17 protein-coding genes are annotated in these 17,567 nt (G+C 65.9%); 7 read left to right on the forward strand and 10 right to left on the reverse strand.

Going from position 1 to position 17,567, the window contains the following annotated elements:
- Window positions 1-42: 42 nt before the first annotated feature.
- Window positions 43-1,011 (reverse strand): LysR family transcriptional regulator, encoded by a 969-nt coding sequence (locus tag CFB41_RS25825; protein WP_089427284.1) that lies wholly within the window; start codon window positions 1,009-1,011, stop codon window positions 43-45.
- Window positions 1,012-1,373: 362 nt separating this feature from the next.
- Here CFB41_RS25825 and CFB41_RS25830 point away from each other — a divergent pair, with 362 nt between their 5' ends.
- The 4 genes from CFB41_RS25830 to CFB41_RS25845 all read left to right on the forward strand — a co-directional run bounded on the left by CFB41_RS25830 (window position 1,374) and on the right by CFB41_RS25845 (window position 5,713).
- A complete protein-coding gene (locus tag CFB41_RS25830) occupies window positions 1,374-2,549 on the forward strand; it encodes an HPP family protein (protein ID WP_089458405.1) in 1,176 nt (391 codons plus the stop codon).
- A 122-nt stretch (window positions 2,550-2,671) separates the two neighbouring features.
- Window positions 2,672-3,085, forward strand: coding sequence for a MarR family winged helix-turn-helix transcriptional regulator (locus tag CFB41_RS25835; RefSeq protein ID WP_089458406.1), 414 nt, complete (start codon window positions 2,672-2,674; stop codon window positions 3,083-3,085).
- 20 nt (window positions 3,086-3,105) lie between these two features.
- On the forward strand, window positions 3,106-4,893 hold the full coding sequence (locus tag CFB41_RS25840; protein ID WP_089458407.1) for a chloride channel protein: 1,788 nt from the start codon (window positions 3,106-3,108) through the stop codon (window positions 4,891-4,893).
- A gap of 484 nt (window positions 4,894-5,377) precedes the next feature.
- The gene (locus CFB41_RS25845; RefSeq protein WP_046196524.1) at window positions 5,378-5,713 is read left to right on the forward strand and encodes a hypothetical protein; all 336 of its coding nucleotides are present in this window, start codon (window positions 5,378-5,380) and stop codon (window positions 5,711-5,713) included.
- Between the two features lie 90 nt (window positions 5,714-5,803).
- Here the strand turns inward: CFB41_RS25845 and CFB41_RS25850 are convergent, their stop codons facing one another.
- Both CFB41_RS25850 and CFB41_RS25855 read right to left on the reverse strand, forming a co-directional pair.
- Window positions 5,804-6,124, reverse strand: a complete 321-nt coding sequence (locus tag CFB41_RS25850; protein ID WP_006478890.1) for a pyrimidine/purine nucleoside phosphorylase — start codon at window positions 6,122-6,124, stop codon at window positions 5,804-5,806.
- A gap of 209 nt (window positions 6,125-6,333) precedes the next feature.
- Complete coding sequence (locus CFB41_RS25855; RefSeq protein ID WP_046548027.1) at window positions 6,334-7,236, reverse strand: LysR substrate-binding domain-containing protein; 903 nt, start codon at window positions 7,234-7,236, stop codon at window positions 6,334-6,336.
- A 182-nt stretch (window positions 7,237-7,418) separates the two neighbouring features.
- Between CFB41_RS25855 and CFB41_RS25860 the strand changes: the two genes are divergently transcribed.
- The 3 genes from CFB41_RS25860 (at window position 7,419) to CFB41_RS25870 (ending at window position 10,731) form a co-directional block, all read left to right on the forward strand.
- Window positions 7,419-8,603: a M20 aminoacylase family protein gene (locus CFB41_RS25860; RefSeq protein ID WP_089458408.1), complete on the forward strand. Its 1,185-nt coding sequence runs from the start codon at window positions 7,419-7,421 to the stop codon at window positions 8,601-8,603.
- Between the two features lie 43 nt (window positions 8,604-8,646).
- Window positions 8,647-9,966, forward strand: a complete 1,320-nt coding sequence (locus CFB41_RS25865; protein WP_089458409.1) for an MFS transporter — start codon at window positions 8,647-8,649, stop codon at window positions 9,964-9,966.
- 222 nt (window positions 9,967-10,188) lie between these two features.
- On the forward strand, window positions 10,189-10,731 hold the full coding sequence (locus CFB41_RS25870) for a cysteine hydrolase family protein (RefSeq protein ID WP_089458410.1): 543 nt from the start codon (window positions 10,189-10,191) through the stop codon (window positions 10,729-10,731).
- 17 nt (window positions 10,732-10,748) lie between these two features.
- On the opposite strand, the gene CFB41_RS25875 is transcribed toward CFB41_RS25870, so the two are convergent.
- From CFB41_RS25875 to CFB41_RS25905, 7 genes are all read right to left on the reverse strand, one after another.
- Window positions 10,749-11,207 carry an NUDIX domain-containing protein gene (locus CFB41_RS25875; protein WP_218828698.1) on the reverse strand — a complete coding sequence of 153 codons (459 nt, stop codon included), beginning with the start codon at window positions 11,205-11,207 and terminating at the stop codon, window positions 10,749-10,751.
- A gap of 49 nt (window positions 11,208-11,256) precedes the next feature.
- Window positions 11,257-12,171 carry a phosphotransferase family protein gene (locus tag CFB41_RS25880; protein WP_089458411.1) on the reverse strand — a complete coding sequence of 305 codons (915 nt, stop codon included), beginning with the start codon at window positions 12,169-12,171 and terminating at the stop codon, window positions 11,257-11,259.
- 194 nt (window positions 12,172-12,365) lie between these two features.
- Window positions 12,366-13,472 carry a porin gene (locus CFB41_RS25885; RefSeq protein WP_046548031.1) on the reverse strand — a complete coding sequence of 369 codons (1,107 nt, stop codon included), beginning with the start codon at window positions 13,470-13,472 and terminating at the stop codon, window positions 12,366-12,368.
- Between the two features lie 63 nt (window positions 13,473-13,535).
- Window positions 13,536-13,955 carry a DoxX family protein gene (locus CFB41_RS25890; protein ID WP_089429075.1) on the reverse strand — a complete coding sequence of 140 codons (420 nt, stop codon included), beginning with the start codon at window positions 13,953-13,955 and terminating at the stop codon, window positions 13,536-13,538.
- Between the two features lie 185 nt (window positions 13,956-14,140).
- Window positions 14,141-15,418: a cytochrome c gene (locus tag CFB41_RS25895; protein WP_089458412.1), complete on the reverse strand. Its 1,278-nt coding sequence runs from the start codon at window positions 15,416-15,418 to the stop codon at window positions 14,141-14,143.
- Window positions 15,419-15,420: 2 nt separating this feature from the next.
- On the reverse strand, window positions 15,421-17,040 hold the full coding sequence (locus CFB41_RS25900) for a GMC family oxidoreductase (protein WP_089442268.1): 1,620 nt from the start codon (window positions 17,038-17,040) through the stop codon (window positions 15,421-15,423).
- Window positions 17,040-17,546: a sugar dehydrogenase complex small subunit gene (locus tag CFB41_RS25905; protein WP_089442267.1), complete on the reverse strand. Its 507-nt coding sequence runs from the start codon at window positions 17,544-17,546 to the stop codon at window positions 17,040-17,042. Before CFB41_RS25905 ends, CFB41_RS25900 begins: the two co-directional genes overlap by 1 nt.
- Between the last annotated feature and the right edge of the window lie 21 nt (window positions 17,547-17,567).

The raw sequence follows: 17,567 nt of genomic DNA on the forward strand, positions 1-17,567 counted from the left end.
CGCGGCCCGAGCGGTGCGCGCGGCGCACGCCCGCGCCGATCGTCACGCGCGCTTGCGGCCGCCCGGCGTCAGTTCGGTCGTCAGCCGGTCGAGTTCGCGCAAGTCATTCTCCAGCGCGGGCGTGAGCGTCGTGCGCAGGTGGTCGAGGAACGTGCGGATCTTCGCGTCGAGATAGCGGCGCGTCGCGTAGACGGCATACACGCTCACCGTCTGCAGCCGGTACTCCGGCAGCACGCGGATCAGCCGCCCCTCGCGGATGTCGTCGAGCACCGTATACAGCGCGACGCACGCGATCCCGCGCCCGGCGCGCACCGCGACGCACAGCGCGTCCGGCACGTTGACCTGGAACGGCGCAGGCTGCAGCTCGTAGACGGCCTCCTCGCCATCGCTGCGCTCGAGCCGCCATTCGCCGGCCGGCGACGCAGGCGTGTCGAGCCGCAGGCACACGTGGTTCGGCAATTCGTCGGGCGACTGCGGCGTGCCGTGGCGCGCCAGGTATTCGCGCGACGCGACGAGCACGCTGCAGCTCGTGCCACAGGTTTGCGCGACATAGCCCGAATCGGGCAGTTGCGACGCCGTCACGATCGATACGTCATAGCCCTCCTCGACGAGATTCGGCATCCGCTGCGCGAGCGTCAGTTCGACCGACACGTCGGGGTTGTCCTCCTGGTAGCGGACGATCGACGACACGACATGACTCTGCCCGAGCCCCGTCATCGCATGGATGCGCATCTTGCCGCTCGGCCGCAGCAGTGCATTGCGCGCCTCCGCGTTCGCGTAGTCGATCTCCGCGAGGATCGATTTCGCGCGCTCGAAATAGCGTTCGCCGCTTTCGGTGAGGCCGAGGTGGCGCGTCGTGCGATGCAGCAGCCGCGTCTGTACGTGCGCTTCGAGGTTCGATACCGCGCGCGACACCTGCGCGGTGGTCGCGTCGATTTCCTTCGCGACCGCAGTAAAACTGCCGGATTCGACAACGCGCACGAACAGGCGCATGTTTTCGAGCATGTCCATTGAATTGGCTTGGGGGAGTCAGTGGGGAGGCGTCGGCAGCGCTCGCGTCAGGTGGGGAACGGAACGCAGCCGCGAACCACGTCGAATCGATCACCGTGCCGGGAGAAAGGCGGGAGAGCGGGCATCGCGTACGGGGTTCTGGCATGACGGGGGATTCAGTGGCCCGAATTGTACGCCGCTGCAGACAAATTTGCGCGGATCTGCGGCCCGCAAACTCTCATCCGATGAAAGGTTCTTGCAAGCAACGCGCGTCGCGCACGTGCAACGGCCTGATGCAGCGCGACAATTTGTATCACAACACGATATAATTCGCCGCTTGTCGCTGCGCGCCTCCGCGCCGTCACTCTTACCGCTTACCGTCCATGTCGTCAGGCTCCCCTTCGTCGCGCCGCACGTTGCGGCAATGGCTGCACAGCTTCATTCCCCATCCGATGTCGCTGGGCTGGCGCGAGCGCCTGCGTTCGTGCACGGGCGCGCTCGTCGGCATCGCGACGGTCGGCGTGACGATGCGGCTGCTGCCCGGCGTGCCGGGGCTCGTGCCGTTGCTCGTCGCGCCGATGGGCGCGTCGGCCGTGCTGCTGTTCGCGGTGCCGGCGAGCCCGCTCGCGCAACCGTGGTCGATCATCGGCGGCAATCTCGTCGCGGCGACGGTCGGTGTCGCGTGCGCCCAATGGATCGCCGATCCGATCACGGCCGCCGCGGTCGCGATCGCGTGCGCGATCGGCGGCATGTTCGTGCTGCGCTGCGTGCACCCGCCGTCAGGCGCCGTCGCGCTCACGGCCGTGGTCGGCGGCCCCGCGATCCATGCGCTCGGGTTCAGTTTCGTGCTCGAGCCGATCGCGCTGCAATCGGCCATCCTGCTGTCGGCCGCGCTCGCCTATCACGCGCTGACGGGGCACCGCTACCCGCACGGCGGCGTGCGCCCCGACGCGAAACCGCAGGCAGGCGGCGCCGCACCCGCGCGCGGCGGCTTCACGCGCGGCGACCTCGATGCCGTGCTGAAGCGCCGCGGCGAATGGCTCGACGTCGATCCGGACGACCTCGAAGCGCTGCTGCGCGAAACCGAGATGCAGGCTTATACGCGCACCTTCGGCCAACTCTCGTGCGCCGACCTGATGACGAAGCATGCGATCGAAGTCGCGCCGTCGACGTCGGTGACGGCCGCGCTCACGCTGCTCGACCGCCACCGCGTGAAGGCGCTGCCGGTCGTCGACGGCGAAGGCCGCCTGACCGGCATCGTCACGCGCGCCGACCTCACGCGCCAGCTGCGCCGTCCGACCCCGCTGTGGCAGCGCCTGTCGGCACGGCTGCCGCAATCGTTCGGTGGCCAGCCGGCGAGCGTCGCCACCGTGATGACGCGCGACGTCGCGTGCGTGCCGGAAACGATGCCGATCACCGCGCTTGTCCCGCTGTTTACGCATTCGGGCCACCACCACATTCCGGTCGTCGATGCATCGCGCCGGCTCGTCGGGATCATTACGCAGACGGATCTCGTCACGGGCCTCTATCGCCAGACGCAAATGCTCGAGGCCGCGTAGCGCATGCGACGCGCGTAACGCGCCGACACAACGCGGAGTGCATTTTATTCGCCCCCATTCGACCATTTATATCATGTTGTGATATATTCATCGCTACCGAAACTGACTGTCCGACCGCCCCGATGAACGATACCCGACGCGCGCTGACGAAAGGCGATTTCCAGCAACTGTCCGAGTTCCGCTACCAGATGCGCCGCTTCGAGCGCTTCTCCGAACGCGCCGCGCAAAGCGAAGGCGTGACGCCGCTGCAATACCTGCTGCTGCTGCACATCAAGGGCTATCCGCATCGCGAATGGGCGACCATCGGCGAACTCGCGGAACGCCTGCAGGCGCAGCATCACGGCGTCGTCGCGCTGGTCACGCGCTGCGAAGCGCTCGGCCTCGTGAAGCGCAAGACGAGCGAAGCGGATCGCCGCCAGGTCGAAGTCCACCTCGAGCCAGCCGGCGAAACGCTGCTCGCGCGTCTCGCGGCCATGCATCGCGCCGAGCTGAAGTCGCTCAAGGACGCGTTCCAGGTTCCCCGGATCGATTACTGACCCCTGCTCTTTCCACACCGATGAACGCACCCCACAAACGCGATTTCGCGACCAACGACCGCCTGCCCAGGATCGCGTTGCTCGCCGCCGGGATCGGCCTGCTCAGCACGCTGGCCGCATTCGTGCTGTTGAGCCTGATCCACCTGTTCACGAACCTGTTCTTCTTCCAGCAGTTCTCGTTCGCCGATCGCTCGCCGGCGAACCACGCGCTGGGCGCGTGGGTGATCGTCGTGCCGGTGATCGGCGGGTTGATCGTGGGGTTGATGGCGCGTTTCGGTTCGGAAAAGATCCGCGGCCACGGCATTCCGGAAGCGATCGAGGCGATCCTGTTCGGCAAGAGCCGCATGTCGCCGAAGGTCGCGATCCTCAAGCCGCTGTCGTCGGGCGTCGTGATCGGCAGCGGCGGCCCGTTCGGCGCCGAAGGCCCGATCATCATGACGGGCGGCGCACTCGGCTCGCTGATCGCGCAGTGCGTGCACGTCACCGCCGCCGAGCGCAAGACGCTGCTCGTCGCCGGTGCGGCCGCCGGCATGACGGCCGTGTTCGGCACGCCGGTCGCCGCCGTGCTGCTCGCGGTCGAACTGCTGCTGTTCGAATGGCGCCCGCGCAGTTTCCTGCCGGTCGCGCTCGCCTGCGCAGTGGCCGGTTTCGCCCGCGCCGTGTTCTTCGGCGTCGATCCGCTGTTTCCGTTGACCACGGCCGCACCAACGCCCGTCGCGCTGCTGTCGTGCATCGTCGCGGGCCTGCTGTCGGGCATGCTCGCGTGCGGCCTGTCGGCGGCGCTGTATCGCGTCGAGGACACCTTCGCGAAGCTGCCGGTGCACTGGATGTGGTGGCCCGCGCTCGGCGCGATCGTGATCGGCATCGGCGGCTGGCTCGAGCCGCGCGCGCTCGGTGTCGGCTACGACGTGATCGGCGACCTGCTGCATCAGCACATCGCATTGAAGATCGCGCTCGCGCTGCTGATCGTGAAGGCCGTGATGTGGGTGATCGCGCTCGGCTCGGGCACGTCGGGCGGCGTGCTCGCCCCGCTGCTGATGCTCGGCGCCGGCCTCGGCACCGTGCTGTCGCCGATGCTGCCGGGCGGCGACCCGGCGCTATGGCCGCTGGTGTGCATGGCCGCGACGCTGGGCGCCACGCTCGGCGCCCCGCTGACCGCGATCGTGTTCGCGTTCGGCCTCACGCACGACGCGAATGCGTTGCTGCCGCTGCTCGCGGCGACGCTCGTCGCGCACGGCTTCGCGACCGTCGTGATGAAGCGCTCGATCATGACGGAAAAGATCGCGCGCCGCGGTTATCACATCTATCGCGAATACGGCGTCGATCCGCTCGAGCGGCACGACATCGGCGAAGTGATGACGTCGGCCGACCGGCTCGTCGCGATCGACGGCGCAGCAACGCTCGAGGCCGTCGAGTCGCAGTACTTCGGCGCGAAGCAGACGCACCGTGCGTACCCGGTCGTGCAGAACGGCCGCCTGCTCGGTCTCGTCGATCGCGCGACGCTCGACGCGCAACGCGCCCAGGCCGCGGCCAACACGCCGATCGCGGCCGCATTCGCCGAGCGCGCGCCGGCGGTCGCGCAGGCACACGAAACATGCCGCGTCGTCGCGTCGCGACTCGCGATGCTCGGCCTCGAACGCCTGCCGGTCGTCGACGACGAGCAATCGATGCGCATCACGGGCATCGTGTCGCGCAGCGACCTGATCAAGCCCGCACTCCAGCACTTCGACGACGAACAGAAGCGTGAACGCTTCCGCCCGATCGTCCCGGCCAACCTCCGCGACATCGGCACGCGCAAGGCCGGTTGACTCACTGCATTGCGCGGCACTCTCGCCGCGCACGCCCTGCTCGCGTCACCGCTTCCGCTCGATGCGGCACGCCCCGCGCGTGCCGCATCGCATTCCGCCGCTTCCCGTGTTTAAAGTTGGTTAACAATTCGACGGGCGAAAGTTTGTCATCATGGTGCTCATGCGACGGGGCCATCCAACTAGCCATTCCACTTCGCGATCCAATAAAGAGTCACGGCACGGCATGCACACACATGCCGTTCGCCGCGACCGTCACGTCACCACACGACCGGGCAGCGCGCCGACCATGCAGCGCATGACGTCGTGCCGCACACGATGTATGCCGCGCCGCAGCAACGTGCAGAGCATCGGAGCCGCCATTTGGCAAGCGCGTTAACAACTTGTTTCGGAATAGCCGGAACCGTGCTCCGCCGATGCAATCTCACTTGTACGCAGTCCTGTGCTGCGCATCCCACTCAATCAATCACGACTCGAGGGAGATAACGTGAACGCGAAATACTTACCGCTCATCGCATTGACCGTGGCATTTTCTGCTCATGCAGCCGATTCTGCCCTGCAGAACGTGGGACAAAGCCAGAAACCCGCCGACGAGGTCGCGCAGTGCATCGCGAAGACCTGGGCCGACAAGTCGCAGCAGCAAGTGACGTCGCAGTATGAACTCGCGAACGGCCTCGCCATGGCCGTGTATGCGCCGGGCCAGCAGCCGCCGAATGGCGCTGCCGCCGTCGTGCGCCCGGCCAACGCCGCGAATGCGAAAACCTGGGTGGGTTTCCGCGGCGGCGATGCATCGTCGGCCGGCGACATCAACGCCTGCCTGTAACGAGAACAGGCGCTTCGGATGGCCTGGGCGCCATCCGCTTGCGACACGCCCCGCTTCGGCGGGGCTTTTCTTTTGCAGCGCGGCTGCGTGTTACAGGTAGCTGCAGACGTAATCGAGCGTCTCGAGCACTTCGATGTCGAAGCGGCTCTTGCCCGGCACCGAGAACGATTCGCCCGCGCCGTAGGTCTGCCATTCGCTGCTGCCGTCGAGCTTCACGCGGCACTTGCCGGCCTGCACTTCCATCAATTCGGGGGCGTCCGTGCCGAAGTTGAGCGCGCACGGCAGGATCACGCCGAGCGTCTTGCGCGTGCCGTCCGGGAAGAGCACGGTATGCGACACGCACTTGCCGTCGAAATAGACGTTCGCGCGCTTGACGACCGATACGTTGTCGAATTGGGTTGCACTGGTCATGAAATGCCTCTGATTGCTGGATGCCGGATGGCGATGTGGTTGGAGGCCGGCCGGAGCGGCGGGCCGGCCGCTATGATACCGGCTCGCGCGGCATGCGCCGGAATGGCGTGCCCGCTGCGCAAGCCGCGTGTCCGTCAAACGACGGCAACGCCGCACGGATAATCGTCAGGATGACGATGCATTGAAGAGCGCCACCCGCGGGCGCCGGTTCACCGCAGCCCCTTGCGCCGCGCGGAATCACGCAGGCAGTCGAGCAGCATCGCCGCTGCCGGCGTCAGCGGGCTGTCGCGACGCGTGATGACCTGCACCGAGACGCCCGGCAGGCGCTCGCGGATCGGTAGCACCGCGAGCTGGTCGCGCGCCCATTCGGCCTGCAACAATTGCTCGGGCATCGACGCGATCAGGTCGCACTCCATCATCAAACTGCGCGCGAGCCCGAAGCTCGGGCACTCGACGACGCGCGCCGGCACCGGCAGCCCGTAGGCGACGAACGAATTGAACAGCACCTGCGTCGAGCTTTCCGGCGACGGGTTCATCAACCAGTCGGCTTCGACGAGATCGGCGAGCGACGTGGCCGACGCGAGCGGATGCCCCTTGCGGGCGACGATCAGCGACCGGCTCGCATAGAGTTCCGCGTGATCGAATTCGGCTGCGAGCAGTTCGGGCACGACGACGGCCACCGCGAAATCGAGTGAGCCATCGTGCAGGCGCGGCAGCGCGACGCCCGGAAACCCTTCGATCAGGTTGACGCGCGCCACCGGGAAGCGGCGCCGGAATGCGCGAAACGCGTCGGGCAGGATCGTCACCGCGGCGGCCGGCGTGATCGCCGCCGCGACGGAGCCCGTCATCGCGCCCTGCGCCTGCTCGATGTCATCGCGGGCGCGCTGCATTTCGGCGACGATCAGCCGCGCGCGCACCTGCAACTGCTGGCCGAACGCGGTGAGCTGCACGCCGCGCGCGGTGCGCACGACGAGCGACACGCCGAGCGCGATCTCCAGTTCCTTGACCGCCTTCGTCAACGCCGCCGGCGACACGTTCAGGCGCCGCGCGGCCGCGCGAATGCTCCCCTCTTCCGCGACGGTGACGAACGCTTTCAGCTGATGGTATTTCATGGCGGCGACGCGTGATCCGTGGAAACCCTGTGCTGCGCGGCACACGCCCGCTCAGGGTATTCCCGAGCGGCAACCGGTGGTGAGCACCAAAGCAATTTATCAGCTTCTGGTACACAAAAGAAATTTATATGCTTGCTCGTCATCGGTGCGTCAACCGCCCCACGTGCCCCACAGGAGACACCATGCTGCAAGCCGTGAACCCCGTCATCCCCGGTATCGCCGCGATCGCACCCGAGCTGGTCGAAGTGCGCCGTCGCATTCACGCTAACCCGGAGCTCGCGTTCGAGGAGACGCTCACGAGCGATCTCGTCGCCGAGCTGCTCGCCGGCTGGGGGTATGAAGTGCATCGCGGCATCGGCAAGACGGGGGTGGTCGGCGTGCTGCGCGAAGGGCAAGGCACGCGCACGGTCGGGCTGCGCGCCGACATGGATGCACTGCCGCTCGCGGAAACCACGGGCCTGCCGTACGCGAGCCGCCACGCGAACAAGATGCATGCGTGCGGCCACGACGGCCACACCGCGATGCTGCTGTGCGCGGCGCGCCACCTCGCGGCCACGCGCCAGTTCTCCGGCACGCTGAACCTGATCTTCCAGCCGGCCGAGGAAAACTTCGGCGGCGCGAAGGCGATGATGGACGATGGCCTGTTCGACCGCTTCCCGTGCGACGCGATCTTCGCGATCCACAACATGCCGGGCCGCGCGGCCGGCGACATGGCCTTCCGCACCGGTGCCGCGATGGCGTCCGCCGATCGCGTGACGATCACGCTGCGCGGTGTCGGCGGCCACGGCGCGATGCCGCATTTCGCGCGCGATCCGATGTCGGCCGCGGGCAGCATCATGGTCGCGCTGCAGACGATCGTCGCACGCGAGGTCGATGCGCAGCATGCGGCCGTGATCACGGTCGGCAGCGTGCAGGCCGGCGAGACGTTCAACATCATTCCCGAAACCGTCACGATGAAGCTGTCGGTACGCGCGCTGAACGCCGACGTGCGCGCGCTGCTCGCACGCCGCATCGAAGCACTCGCGAAAGGCCAGGCGGAAAGCTTCGGCGTCACGGCGGAAGTCGACTACGACTACGGCTACCCGGTGCTCGTCAATCACGCGGAGCCGACCGCGTTCGCGGCCGACATCGCGCGCCAGATGCTCGGCGCCGAACGCGTCGAGTCCGACGCCGCGCCGCTGATGGGCAGCGAGGATTTCGCGTTCATGCTCGAAGCGCGCCCCGGCTGCTACGCGTTCATCGGCAACGGGATCGGCAGCAAGGGCGGCTGCATGGTGCACAACCCCGGCTACGACTTCAACGACGACATCCTCGCGATCGGCGCGAGCTACTGGGTTCGCATCGCCGAAGCCTGGCTCGCGGCCTGATGGCCCTTCACCCCATCGTTTCGCGCCCAACGGGGAGTCCCACATGGAAACGTCCGCCCTTTCGTTCGCCGGCACGCCGGTCGATGCACGCGCCGCCGCGAAGAAGCGCCGGCTGATCGCGGCCGCCGCCGTCGGCAACGCGCTCGAGTTCTACGACTTCACGGTCTACAGCTTCTTCGCGATCCTGATCGGCAAGCTGTTCTTTCCCGTGCATTCGCCGTTCGGGCAATTGATGCTCGCGGTCGCAAGCTTCGGCGTCGGCTTCGTCACGCGCCCGCTCGGCGGGCTCGTGATCGGCATGTATGCCGACCGCGCCGGCCGCAAGAAGGCGATGATCCTCACGCTGCTGCTGATGGCGCTCGGCACCGCGACGATCGCGGTCGCGCCGACCTTCGCGCAGATCGGGCTCGCCGCGCCGCTGCTGCTCGTGCTCGCGCGCCTGCTGCAGGGGTTCGCGTCGGGCGGCGAAGTCGGCGCGTCGACGACGCTGCTGCTCGAACAGGCGCCGCAGCATCGTCGCGGCTTCTACGCATCGTTCCAGTTCTCGAGCCAGGGGCTCGCCGCACTCGCCGGCGCGCTGACCGGCGTCGCGCTGACGTCGACGCTGAATGCCGCGCAGCTCGAAAGCTGGGGCTGGCGCGTGCCGTTCATCATCGGCACGCTGTTCGTGCCGCTCGGCTACTGGCTGCGCCGCACCGTCGAGGAAGTGCCGGCCGCCGCGCCTGCCGCCGCGCACGACGAGCCGGTTGCATCGCTGCCGCTGGCCGACGTGCTGCGCCATCACGGCAAGGCCGTGTTCGCCGGCCTCGGCGTGACGATCGGCGGCACGTCGATCCACTACATCATCGTGTTCTACATGGCGATCTACGGCGTGCAGGTGCTGCACCTGCCGACGTGGCTGTCGATGACGGCCGGCTGCGTCGCGGGCGCGATCCTGATGCTCGTGACGCCGATCGGCGGCTACCTGTCCGACGTCTACGGGCGCAACCGGATCGTCTGGTGGACGCGCATCGTGCTGATGGCCGCGATCTACCCGGCGTTCATCGCACTGAACCGCTGGCCGGGCGCCGCATCGCTGCTGTCGATCATCGCCGCGCTGTCGATCGTGCATGCGATCAACATCGGCGCGACGGGCGCGATGCTCGGCGAACTGTTCCCGCGTGCGGTGCGCGCCACCGGCGGCGCGCTCGTGTACAGCGTCGGCGTCGCGATCTTCGGCGGCTTCGCGCAATTCTTCGTCACGTGGCTGATCGCGGCGACCGGGAATCCGAATGCGCCTGCGTGGTATGCGATCGGGTGCGGCGCGATGACGCTGCTTGCCGTGCGGTGCATGGATGAAAAGGCCGGGAAGGCACTCGACTGACTGGTGGCCGATGCGCGATTGACGTGGCGCGCGCGCATCGGGCATGATCGATCCATGCGCCACATCACGACCACCCTCTCTACCACGACGCGCACGACCGCCTTCGGCGGGCTCGTGCGGCGAGTGCGCGCCAGGTCGTAGCGCCATCCCTCACAGGCCCCGCCGGTTCCGGACGGGGTCTTGTCGTTTCTCCGTCCGTATCGGTCACTCAGGAGAAACGCAATGCCAGAAGTCTGTTCCCCGAAACGTGCACTGCTCGTCATCGACATGCAGGTTGGCCTGTTTCATGGCCCCGAGCATCCGTACGACGGCGAACGCGTGCTCGCGAACATCAACCGGTTGATCGGTCGCGCGCATGAAGCCGGTGCGCCGGTGTTCGCCGTGCGCCACACCGGGCCCGCCGGTTCGCCGATTGCACCCGGTTCCCCGCCGACCGCGCTGGTGCCGGAACTCGCAATCGATATGAAGCGTGACATCGTGTTCGACAAGGCGCAGTCGAGCAGCTTCGCCGGTACGCGGCTCGCCGAATGGCTGCGAGAGGCCGGCATCGGCGAGATCGTCATCGCGGGAATGAAGACGCAGTACTGCGTCGACACGGCCTGCCGTGCGGCCGTTGATCACGGCTTTCGCGCGGTGCTCGTGACCGATGCGCACACCTGCATGGACACGCCGGAACTGCCTGCCGAGCGGATCGTCGCGCATCACAACGCGACGCTTGGGGGTCCGTTTGCGACGCTGACGACGACGGAGCTGTGCGGGTTTTGACATCAGTCTCGGTTCAATCACACATCCGAATGCTCGCGCATGAAGTGTTTCAGCATGGGCACGAAAAAATCGTGCCCACCGATCAGCGCGATTTCTGTTCCAAAAAGGGGAAGCCACTGAAAACTGAATTCAATTCGCTCTCCACCGGAACTTGGATCGGTTTCGAAATGCGACCACTGCGCGTTCATTGCACGCGTGTCGCTCACCGTGACATGCACGACATGCCGGTGCTGGATCTCGCTTCGTCCGAATTTCGTCATCGAATAAAAGTAGTCGCCAAGGACTCGCACGACTCGGGCATCGTCGATGCCACTTTCCTCCCGTAGCTCGCGTAGCGCAGCGGCTACCGGCATTTCTTCCCGGTTCATCGTGCCGGCGACCACCTGCCTTCCGGCCTCCGGGAACCTGGGTTGCGTAAAAGTGAGCAACCTATCTCGCCACGTAAGATAGACAAGTACCTTGTTCTTGATTTGCACGATGATTTCCCGGTCGGCACCGCTCGAACCCGACAACAGGCCAATTGAATTACAGTTCTCCAACCACTTCGCTCAACGTCCGGATCGCCGTTGATCGAAAAGCATTCGAGCTGTCGAGCGGAGCGTTCTTGTCCGTCCAGGCGATGGCCGCGAGGCATTGCACGCCAACATAGTAGAGAAATTCTGTTCGAGAAACCCGCTCACCGTACGTTTTCTCCCAGCCTGCGAGAAAGGCACGCCGCAGCGTCTGGTCGGAAAAATCCATATCCACCCAGACAATCTTCGCCAGATCATAGGTTGCATCTCCAATGCGCGCGGCGTCGAAATCCAGAATCCCGGAAACGCAATCATCGGCGTCGACCAGGATATTTCTTCCGATGTAGTCGCAATGCAGCAGCCGGATATCGGAGGGCTCACGCAAACCGGCACCGGAATGAAGAAGTTGATCCAGCTGGATGCGGTATTCGGAGTAGTCTGGGGCAGCCCGGTTCAAGCGTGACATCCACTTCGAAACCATCCCTTCAAGATGAGCACGCCACTCGACGGTTTGCCCCAACGTCCCATCACGCTGCTGCCAGAATTTCATCGCCAACAAGCGGGACGGCGTGATCGCGCGATGAAGCTGCCCGAGAGCCGCACCGGCAGCCTCAACGAGCCGAAGTTTCGTCTCCCTCCCGGCGCTTTTCAAAACATGATCAAGCTGATTGCCCGGAATGGCGCTCAGGACGACGACCGCATAGTCATCCCAAACGGCCTTCTCCAATATTTTCGGTGTGAAAGAACTCGCTTCGAGCGCCGCCAGGATTTCACACTGCCGGTCGAAAGCCGCCTTATCCGTCGTCGCCTTGACGAACACCCTTTCATGCGAGGTACGAGCCTCGGCGACGAACGTGCCATCCCGCTCGACAACCAGCCTAAGGTCGTCGACTCGGGCAATTTTTTCCAATGCGGCCAGATCCTTCATGTGAAAGAGATTCCTGTATGCGTTGCCATGGGCGTCAAGATTACACAACGAACGTTCTGCCGTACTCGTATCTCGTCTTTTGAGTCCGGCGCGATGTACTGAAGGTCGGCACGGCAGCGATCCGGCAAGCGGCGTAAACGCAAAAAGGCACGGGCTTGCACCCGTGCCTTTTGTACCTCCGGCGCCCCGCGCGTTCAGAACGTATGCATCATCCCCACATACGCCCCCGTCTGCGACTCGCCCGTCATCGGGCTCGTCCCCGACGTCGCATCCCGCGGCGTCGCGAGCAGCGAGAAATTCGAATTCCCGCCGTTGCGCACATACGCAACCGTCCCATACAGGAACGTCCGCTTCGAAAGGTTGTACGTCGTGCCGAGCACGTACATCATCGCGTGGCCCGAAGGATCGTGCGACGCATCGCCGCCGCCATCGCCCACCTTCACGTAGTACCCGCCGCCCGTCACCGCCCACTGCGGCGTCGCGGTGTAAGTCGCGCCGAGCCAGTAGTGATCGGCCCGATCGGCGACACCGGCCGGACTATCCGGCGCCTGGTAATGCGTATACGCGCCCTGGATCTTGAACTTCGACACCTTCACGTTCGCGCCGACGAAATACTCGCGCGACGCGGTGAAGATGTTGCTGAACTTGCCGTTGTTGTCGCGCAGTTCGTCGTAGATGCCGCGCACGTCGAGCAACGGCGAGTGGTACGAGATCATGATCCCGTCCGAGCGGCCAAAATCGTCGGCCGCACCGTAGTTGAAGCCGCGCGACTGGTTTCCGAACGCGTATTGCGCCTGCACGTCGAAGCCGCCGATCACCGGGCTGTGATATTCGATGTTGTTGCTGGTCTGCTGCCAGTTACGGCCGCGCACGAGCGAGGCCGACGAAAACGCCTGCTGCACGAACGGGTCGAATTCCCACACGCCGTCGCTGTCGATGAACAGGTTGCGGCCGGCCTGCAGTTGGCCCCACGTGTTGCTCTTCAGCCCGACGTACGCGCGACGCGACCACATGCGGCCGCCGCCGGTCTGGCCGTTCATCACCTGGAACGCGGTTTCGAGGTTGAAGACCGTCGACAGCCCGCCGCCGAGATCCTCGATGCCCTTCAGCCCGAACATGCTGGTGCCCCAGTCGCCGCTTTCGGCGCTCCAGCGGGTCCCGCTGCCGCCATTCGGCTTCGCGATGTGGTTCAGGTATTCGATGCCGCCGTCGACGCGGCCGTACAGCGTGACGCTCGTCTGTGCAAAAGCGGCCGCCGGTGTGGCAGCCGCGATCAGCCATGCGAAATGTTTGAGTCGCAAAATGATGCCCCCTCGGAGTCTCGACCTTCCAGCGCGTGCCCCATGCGCGCGCCCCGGGTCCGTTTATCCGCGATCGATCGAAAAACGACCGGGGCCTGCCGCACAAAGCGCGAGCAGGCCGCCTGCGATCGCGATGTTCTTGTAGAAATGAATCATGTTGTTGATCTGCTCGCCGCCCGTCATCGTCCAGTAGTGGTGGCCGATGATGCCGGTGCCGATCGTATAGAGCGCCAGCAGCAGCGCGAGCGCCCGCGTCTGGAAACCGACCAGGATCGCGATCCCGACGAACAGCTCCATCACGACGGAAATCGCGGCGGAGATGATCGGCGCGGGCGCGCCTTCTGAACCCATGAACGCGATGGTCCCGGGGAAGTCGACGATCTTCTTCCAGCCGAACATGACGAACAGGATCACGAGCAGGATCCGGGCAAGCAGCAGCAGCACATCGCGCTGGGACGCGAGAAACGGTTGGTTCGGTGTCATGGTGTCGATCAACGAAAGCGATGCGCATGGCGAAAACACGCCCGGCGCACCGGATTGCGAATGAACCAGGACGGGCGGCCGCCTGCGCCGCCCGCCCCGCTCTGCAACAACCGGCATCGGGCAACGACCCGATGTGCTGTGCTCCTCCTCTTGTCAGTTATCGCCCTGCTTCGTCACGCGCCGCATCAACGCAGCTTCGCGACGTCCTGCTCGGTCACCTTCGCGGCCGGATTGCCGAACTGCCCGGTCAGGTAGTTCGTCAGCGCGGCGATCTGCGCATCCGACAGCTCGTGGCGGAACGCCGGCATCCCGACGTCCTCGCTGCCGGCCTTGCGCTGCACGCCGTTCAGGATCACCTGCACGAGGTTGGTCGGATTCGACGCGCCGACCGTCGAGTTGTGGAACAGCGGCGGGTAATAGCCGTCCGGCGTGCCCTTGCCCTGCATCTGGTGACAGGTTGCGCAGTTGCCGAGATAGAGCCGGGCCGGATCGATGCCCGACGACGCGAGCGCGACGCCGCGCAGCGTCAGGCCATCTTCGGCCGGCTTGCCCCACGACGCGCGCGACTGCTTCGCATCGCCGCTGGCGACGGCCGGCACCGTGCGAATGTACGTCGCGATCGCGCCGATGTCGGCTTCCGTCATCTTCGAGAAGCTGTGCTCGATCGCCTCGGCCATCGGGCCGGCCGCCTGCGCGAGGCCCGGCACGCTGCCGGTGCGCAGGTACTGGACGAGCTGCTGCTGGGTCCAGCCGCCGATCCCCGCATTGGCGTCGGACGTGATGTTGTAGCCGTCCCAGCCCGCGAGCACCGAGCCCGACAGGAAGCTGCCGCCCGTCTCGTCGAGCGACTTCTCCTGCATCGCGATGCCGCGCGGCGTGTGGCACGTGCTGCAGTGCGCCAGCCCCTGGACCAGGTACGCGCCGCGGTTCCACTCGGCGCTCTGCACCGGCTTCGGTGCGTACGCGCCCTCCTTCAGGAACAGCCAGTTCCAGATCTTCAGCGGCCAGCGCATGCTCAGCAACGCGGGGATCTCGTTCTTCGGCGGCGCCTGCTTGACCGGCTCGACGCCGTGCATGAAGTACGCGTACAGCGCCTGCACGTCGTCGTCGTTGATCTTCGCGTACGACACGTACGGCATCGCCGGATACAGGTTGTCGCCGTTCTTCGACACGCCGTGACGCACCGCGCGCTCGAAGTCCTCGGCCGACCAGTTGCCGATGCCCGTCTCGGGATCGGGCGTGATGTTGCTCGTGTAGATCTTGCCGAGCATCGGGACCGGCATGCCGAGACCGCCCGCGAACGGCTTGCCGCCCTTCGCGGTGTGGCACGCCATGCAGTCGCCCGCGACCGCGAGATATTCGCCGCGCTTGACCAGCGCCGGATCGGCCGCATCGGCCGCGCGTACGAGACCCGGCAGCGCGAGGCAGCCGGCAAGGAGGAAGGTGAGAGTAGATTTCCGCACGGTCAGACTTCCTTCTTCAGCGTGTCCGACATCCGCAGCGCCAGCGCCGCGATCGTCAGCGTCACGTTCACCGTACCGACGGTCGGCATCGTCGAGCTGCTCGAGATGAACAGGTTCGGATGGTCGAACGTGCGGCAGTCCTTGTCGACGACCGAGTCGCGTGCATCCGCGCCCATGATCGTCGCGCCCGTGATGTGGTTGTTCGGCGCGAACTCGTCGTTGAAGACGACTTCGGTGCCGCCCAGCACCTTCGCGGCGGTCGCATAGACCTCGCGCGTGTGCACGGCGCCGCGCTTCACGTAGTCGTCGATCGCATACGTGATCTCGGGGCGCGGGATGCCGACCGCGTCGGTGGCCGTCTTGCTCGGCACGATGCGGTTCTCGGGTTGCGGCAGGATTTCGTGGAAGCAGTCGAACTGCACGTAGCGCGCGGAACGGTCGCGGATCTGCGCGTCGAGCTCCTCGGGCTTCATCAGCTTGCCGGCCTTGAAGATCTTCTGCGTTTCCTGGTTGATGCGCGACATGTTCGACAGGTGGATCTTCTTCGCGGCTTCGGTCGCGCGGAACGGGCCGTCGCGGAAACCGATCAGCGACGTCATCTCCTGCGGGCCGCGGCCCGGCCACAGCTTCTCGCTCGCGTAGAACGACACGCCGGTGCCCGGGTGGTCCATCAGGTTGCGACCGACCATGTCCGAGCTGTTCGCGACACCGTTCGGGAAATCGCGGTTCGCGGACATCAGCAGGATCTTCGGCGTCTCGATACCGTTCGCGGCGATCACGAAGTACTTGCCCTCGACGCGATGGTCGGCGCCCGTCTTGTCCTTGTAGACCGCGGCGGTGATGCGCTTGTCCGGCCCGGTCTCGAGCTTGTAGACGACCGCGCTGTCGATCAGCTTCGCGCCGGCCTGCTCGGCCTTCTCGACGTGCACGATGCCGTTGTACATCGCGCCGATCGGGCAGATCGGCATGCAGTTGTTGTTCCCGCAACAGGTCGGCCGGCCGTCGTACGGGCGGCTGTTGCGCGCGACCGGCTCGGTCACCACGTGGAACTTCGGGTCATAGCCGTTGAGCGCGCTCTTGATCGTCTGCTCGTTGAACGACAACGGCAGCGGCGGCATCGGGTACGGCTCCTTGCGCGGCGAGTACAGGTCTTCCTCGGGGCCCGGGCCCCACACGCCGAGTTCCTCTTCGGCGCGCTGGTAGTAATGCTCGAGGTCGTCGTACTGGATCGGCCAGTCGCGGCCGACGCCGTACACGGTCTTCATCTTGAAGTCGTTCGGGATGAAGCGCCACGCCGACGCGGCCCAGTGCCACGTCGTGCCGCCCACCGCGCGGATGTACTGCGAGTTGAACTTGTGCTCGCCCTTCAGGATCAGGTAGTCGTTCGGCGGGCCGTATTCCGGATGCGGCGCCCACGCGCTCGACGGGTACGGCGCCATGAAATCGGTCTTGTCGACCTGGTTGCGGAAGCGCTCGACGATTTCCCAGCGCGGCATGCGCGGGCCGGCTTCCAGCAGGATCACGGACTTGCCCGCCATCGCGAGCTGGTGCGCAACGATCGCGCCTGCGACACCCGAGCCGACGACGACGACGTCGGCCTTTTGCGTATCGGTATCGGCCATCAGGCTTGCCTCTCGATCGGTTTTTCGGCCCAGAAGCCGGGTTTGTTGGGGCAATACGACGGGATCACGAGCGTATCGGATACGACGCTGAACATTAGTGCTTCTTCGTAGGTAATCACGACGTTGTCGACGATGCCGAGATACCACGCTTCAAGAATCTTCAGCGCGAGTGCTTCCTGGTCGGGATTCAGCGAACCGGACGCGAGTGCGCCGGCGAGTTGCGACAGGCTGTCGGCCGTCTTGAACGAACCCTTCTGCAGCGCCTGCAGGAAGCGCTGGCCGAGCACGCGGCTCAACCCCTTCTTGCCTGTCACTGCTTCGGAGAGCGTCATGAACGTATCGAGCGGCGCGGTGCCGGGATCGTCGGCCAGGGCCCGCAACGCCAGCGAGCCCGTGAGGCCCGCCGCCGTCAGCGCCAGTGCGCCCTGCAGCCATTGACGCCGTGTGATGCCTGTTACGGCTGCGTCGCCCGAGCGACGCGAGTGGGGAGTGTTGTCGTTGTGCATGTTTCCTTCTCTCGAACACCG

It is taken from the genome of Burkholderia sp. AU33803 (assembly GCF_002223095.1).
Taxonomy (GTDB): domain Bacteria; phylum Pseudomonadota; class Gammaproteobacteria; order Burkholderiales; family Burkholderiaceae; genus Burkholderia.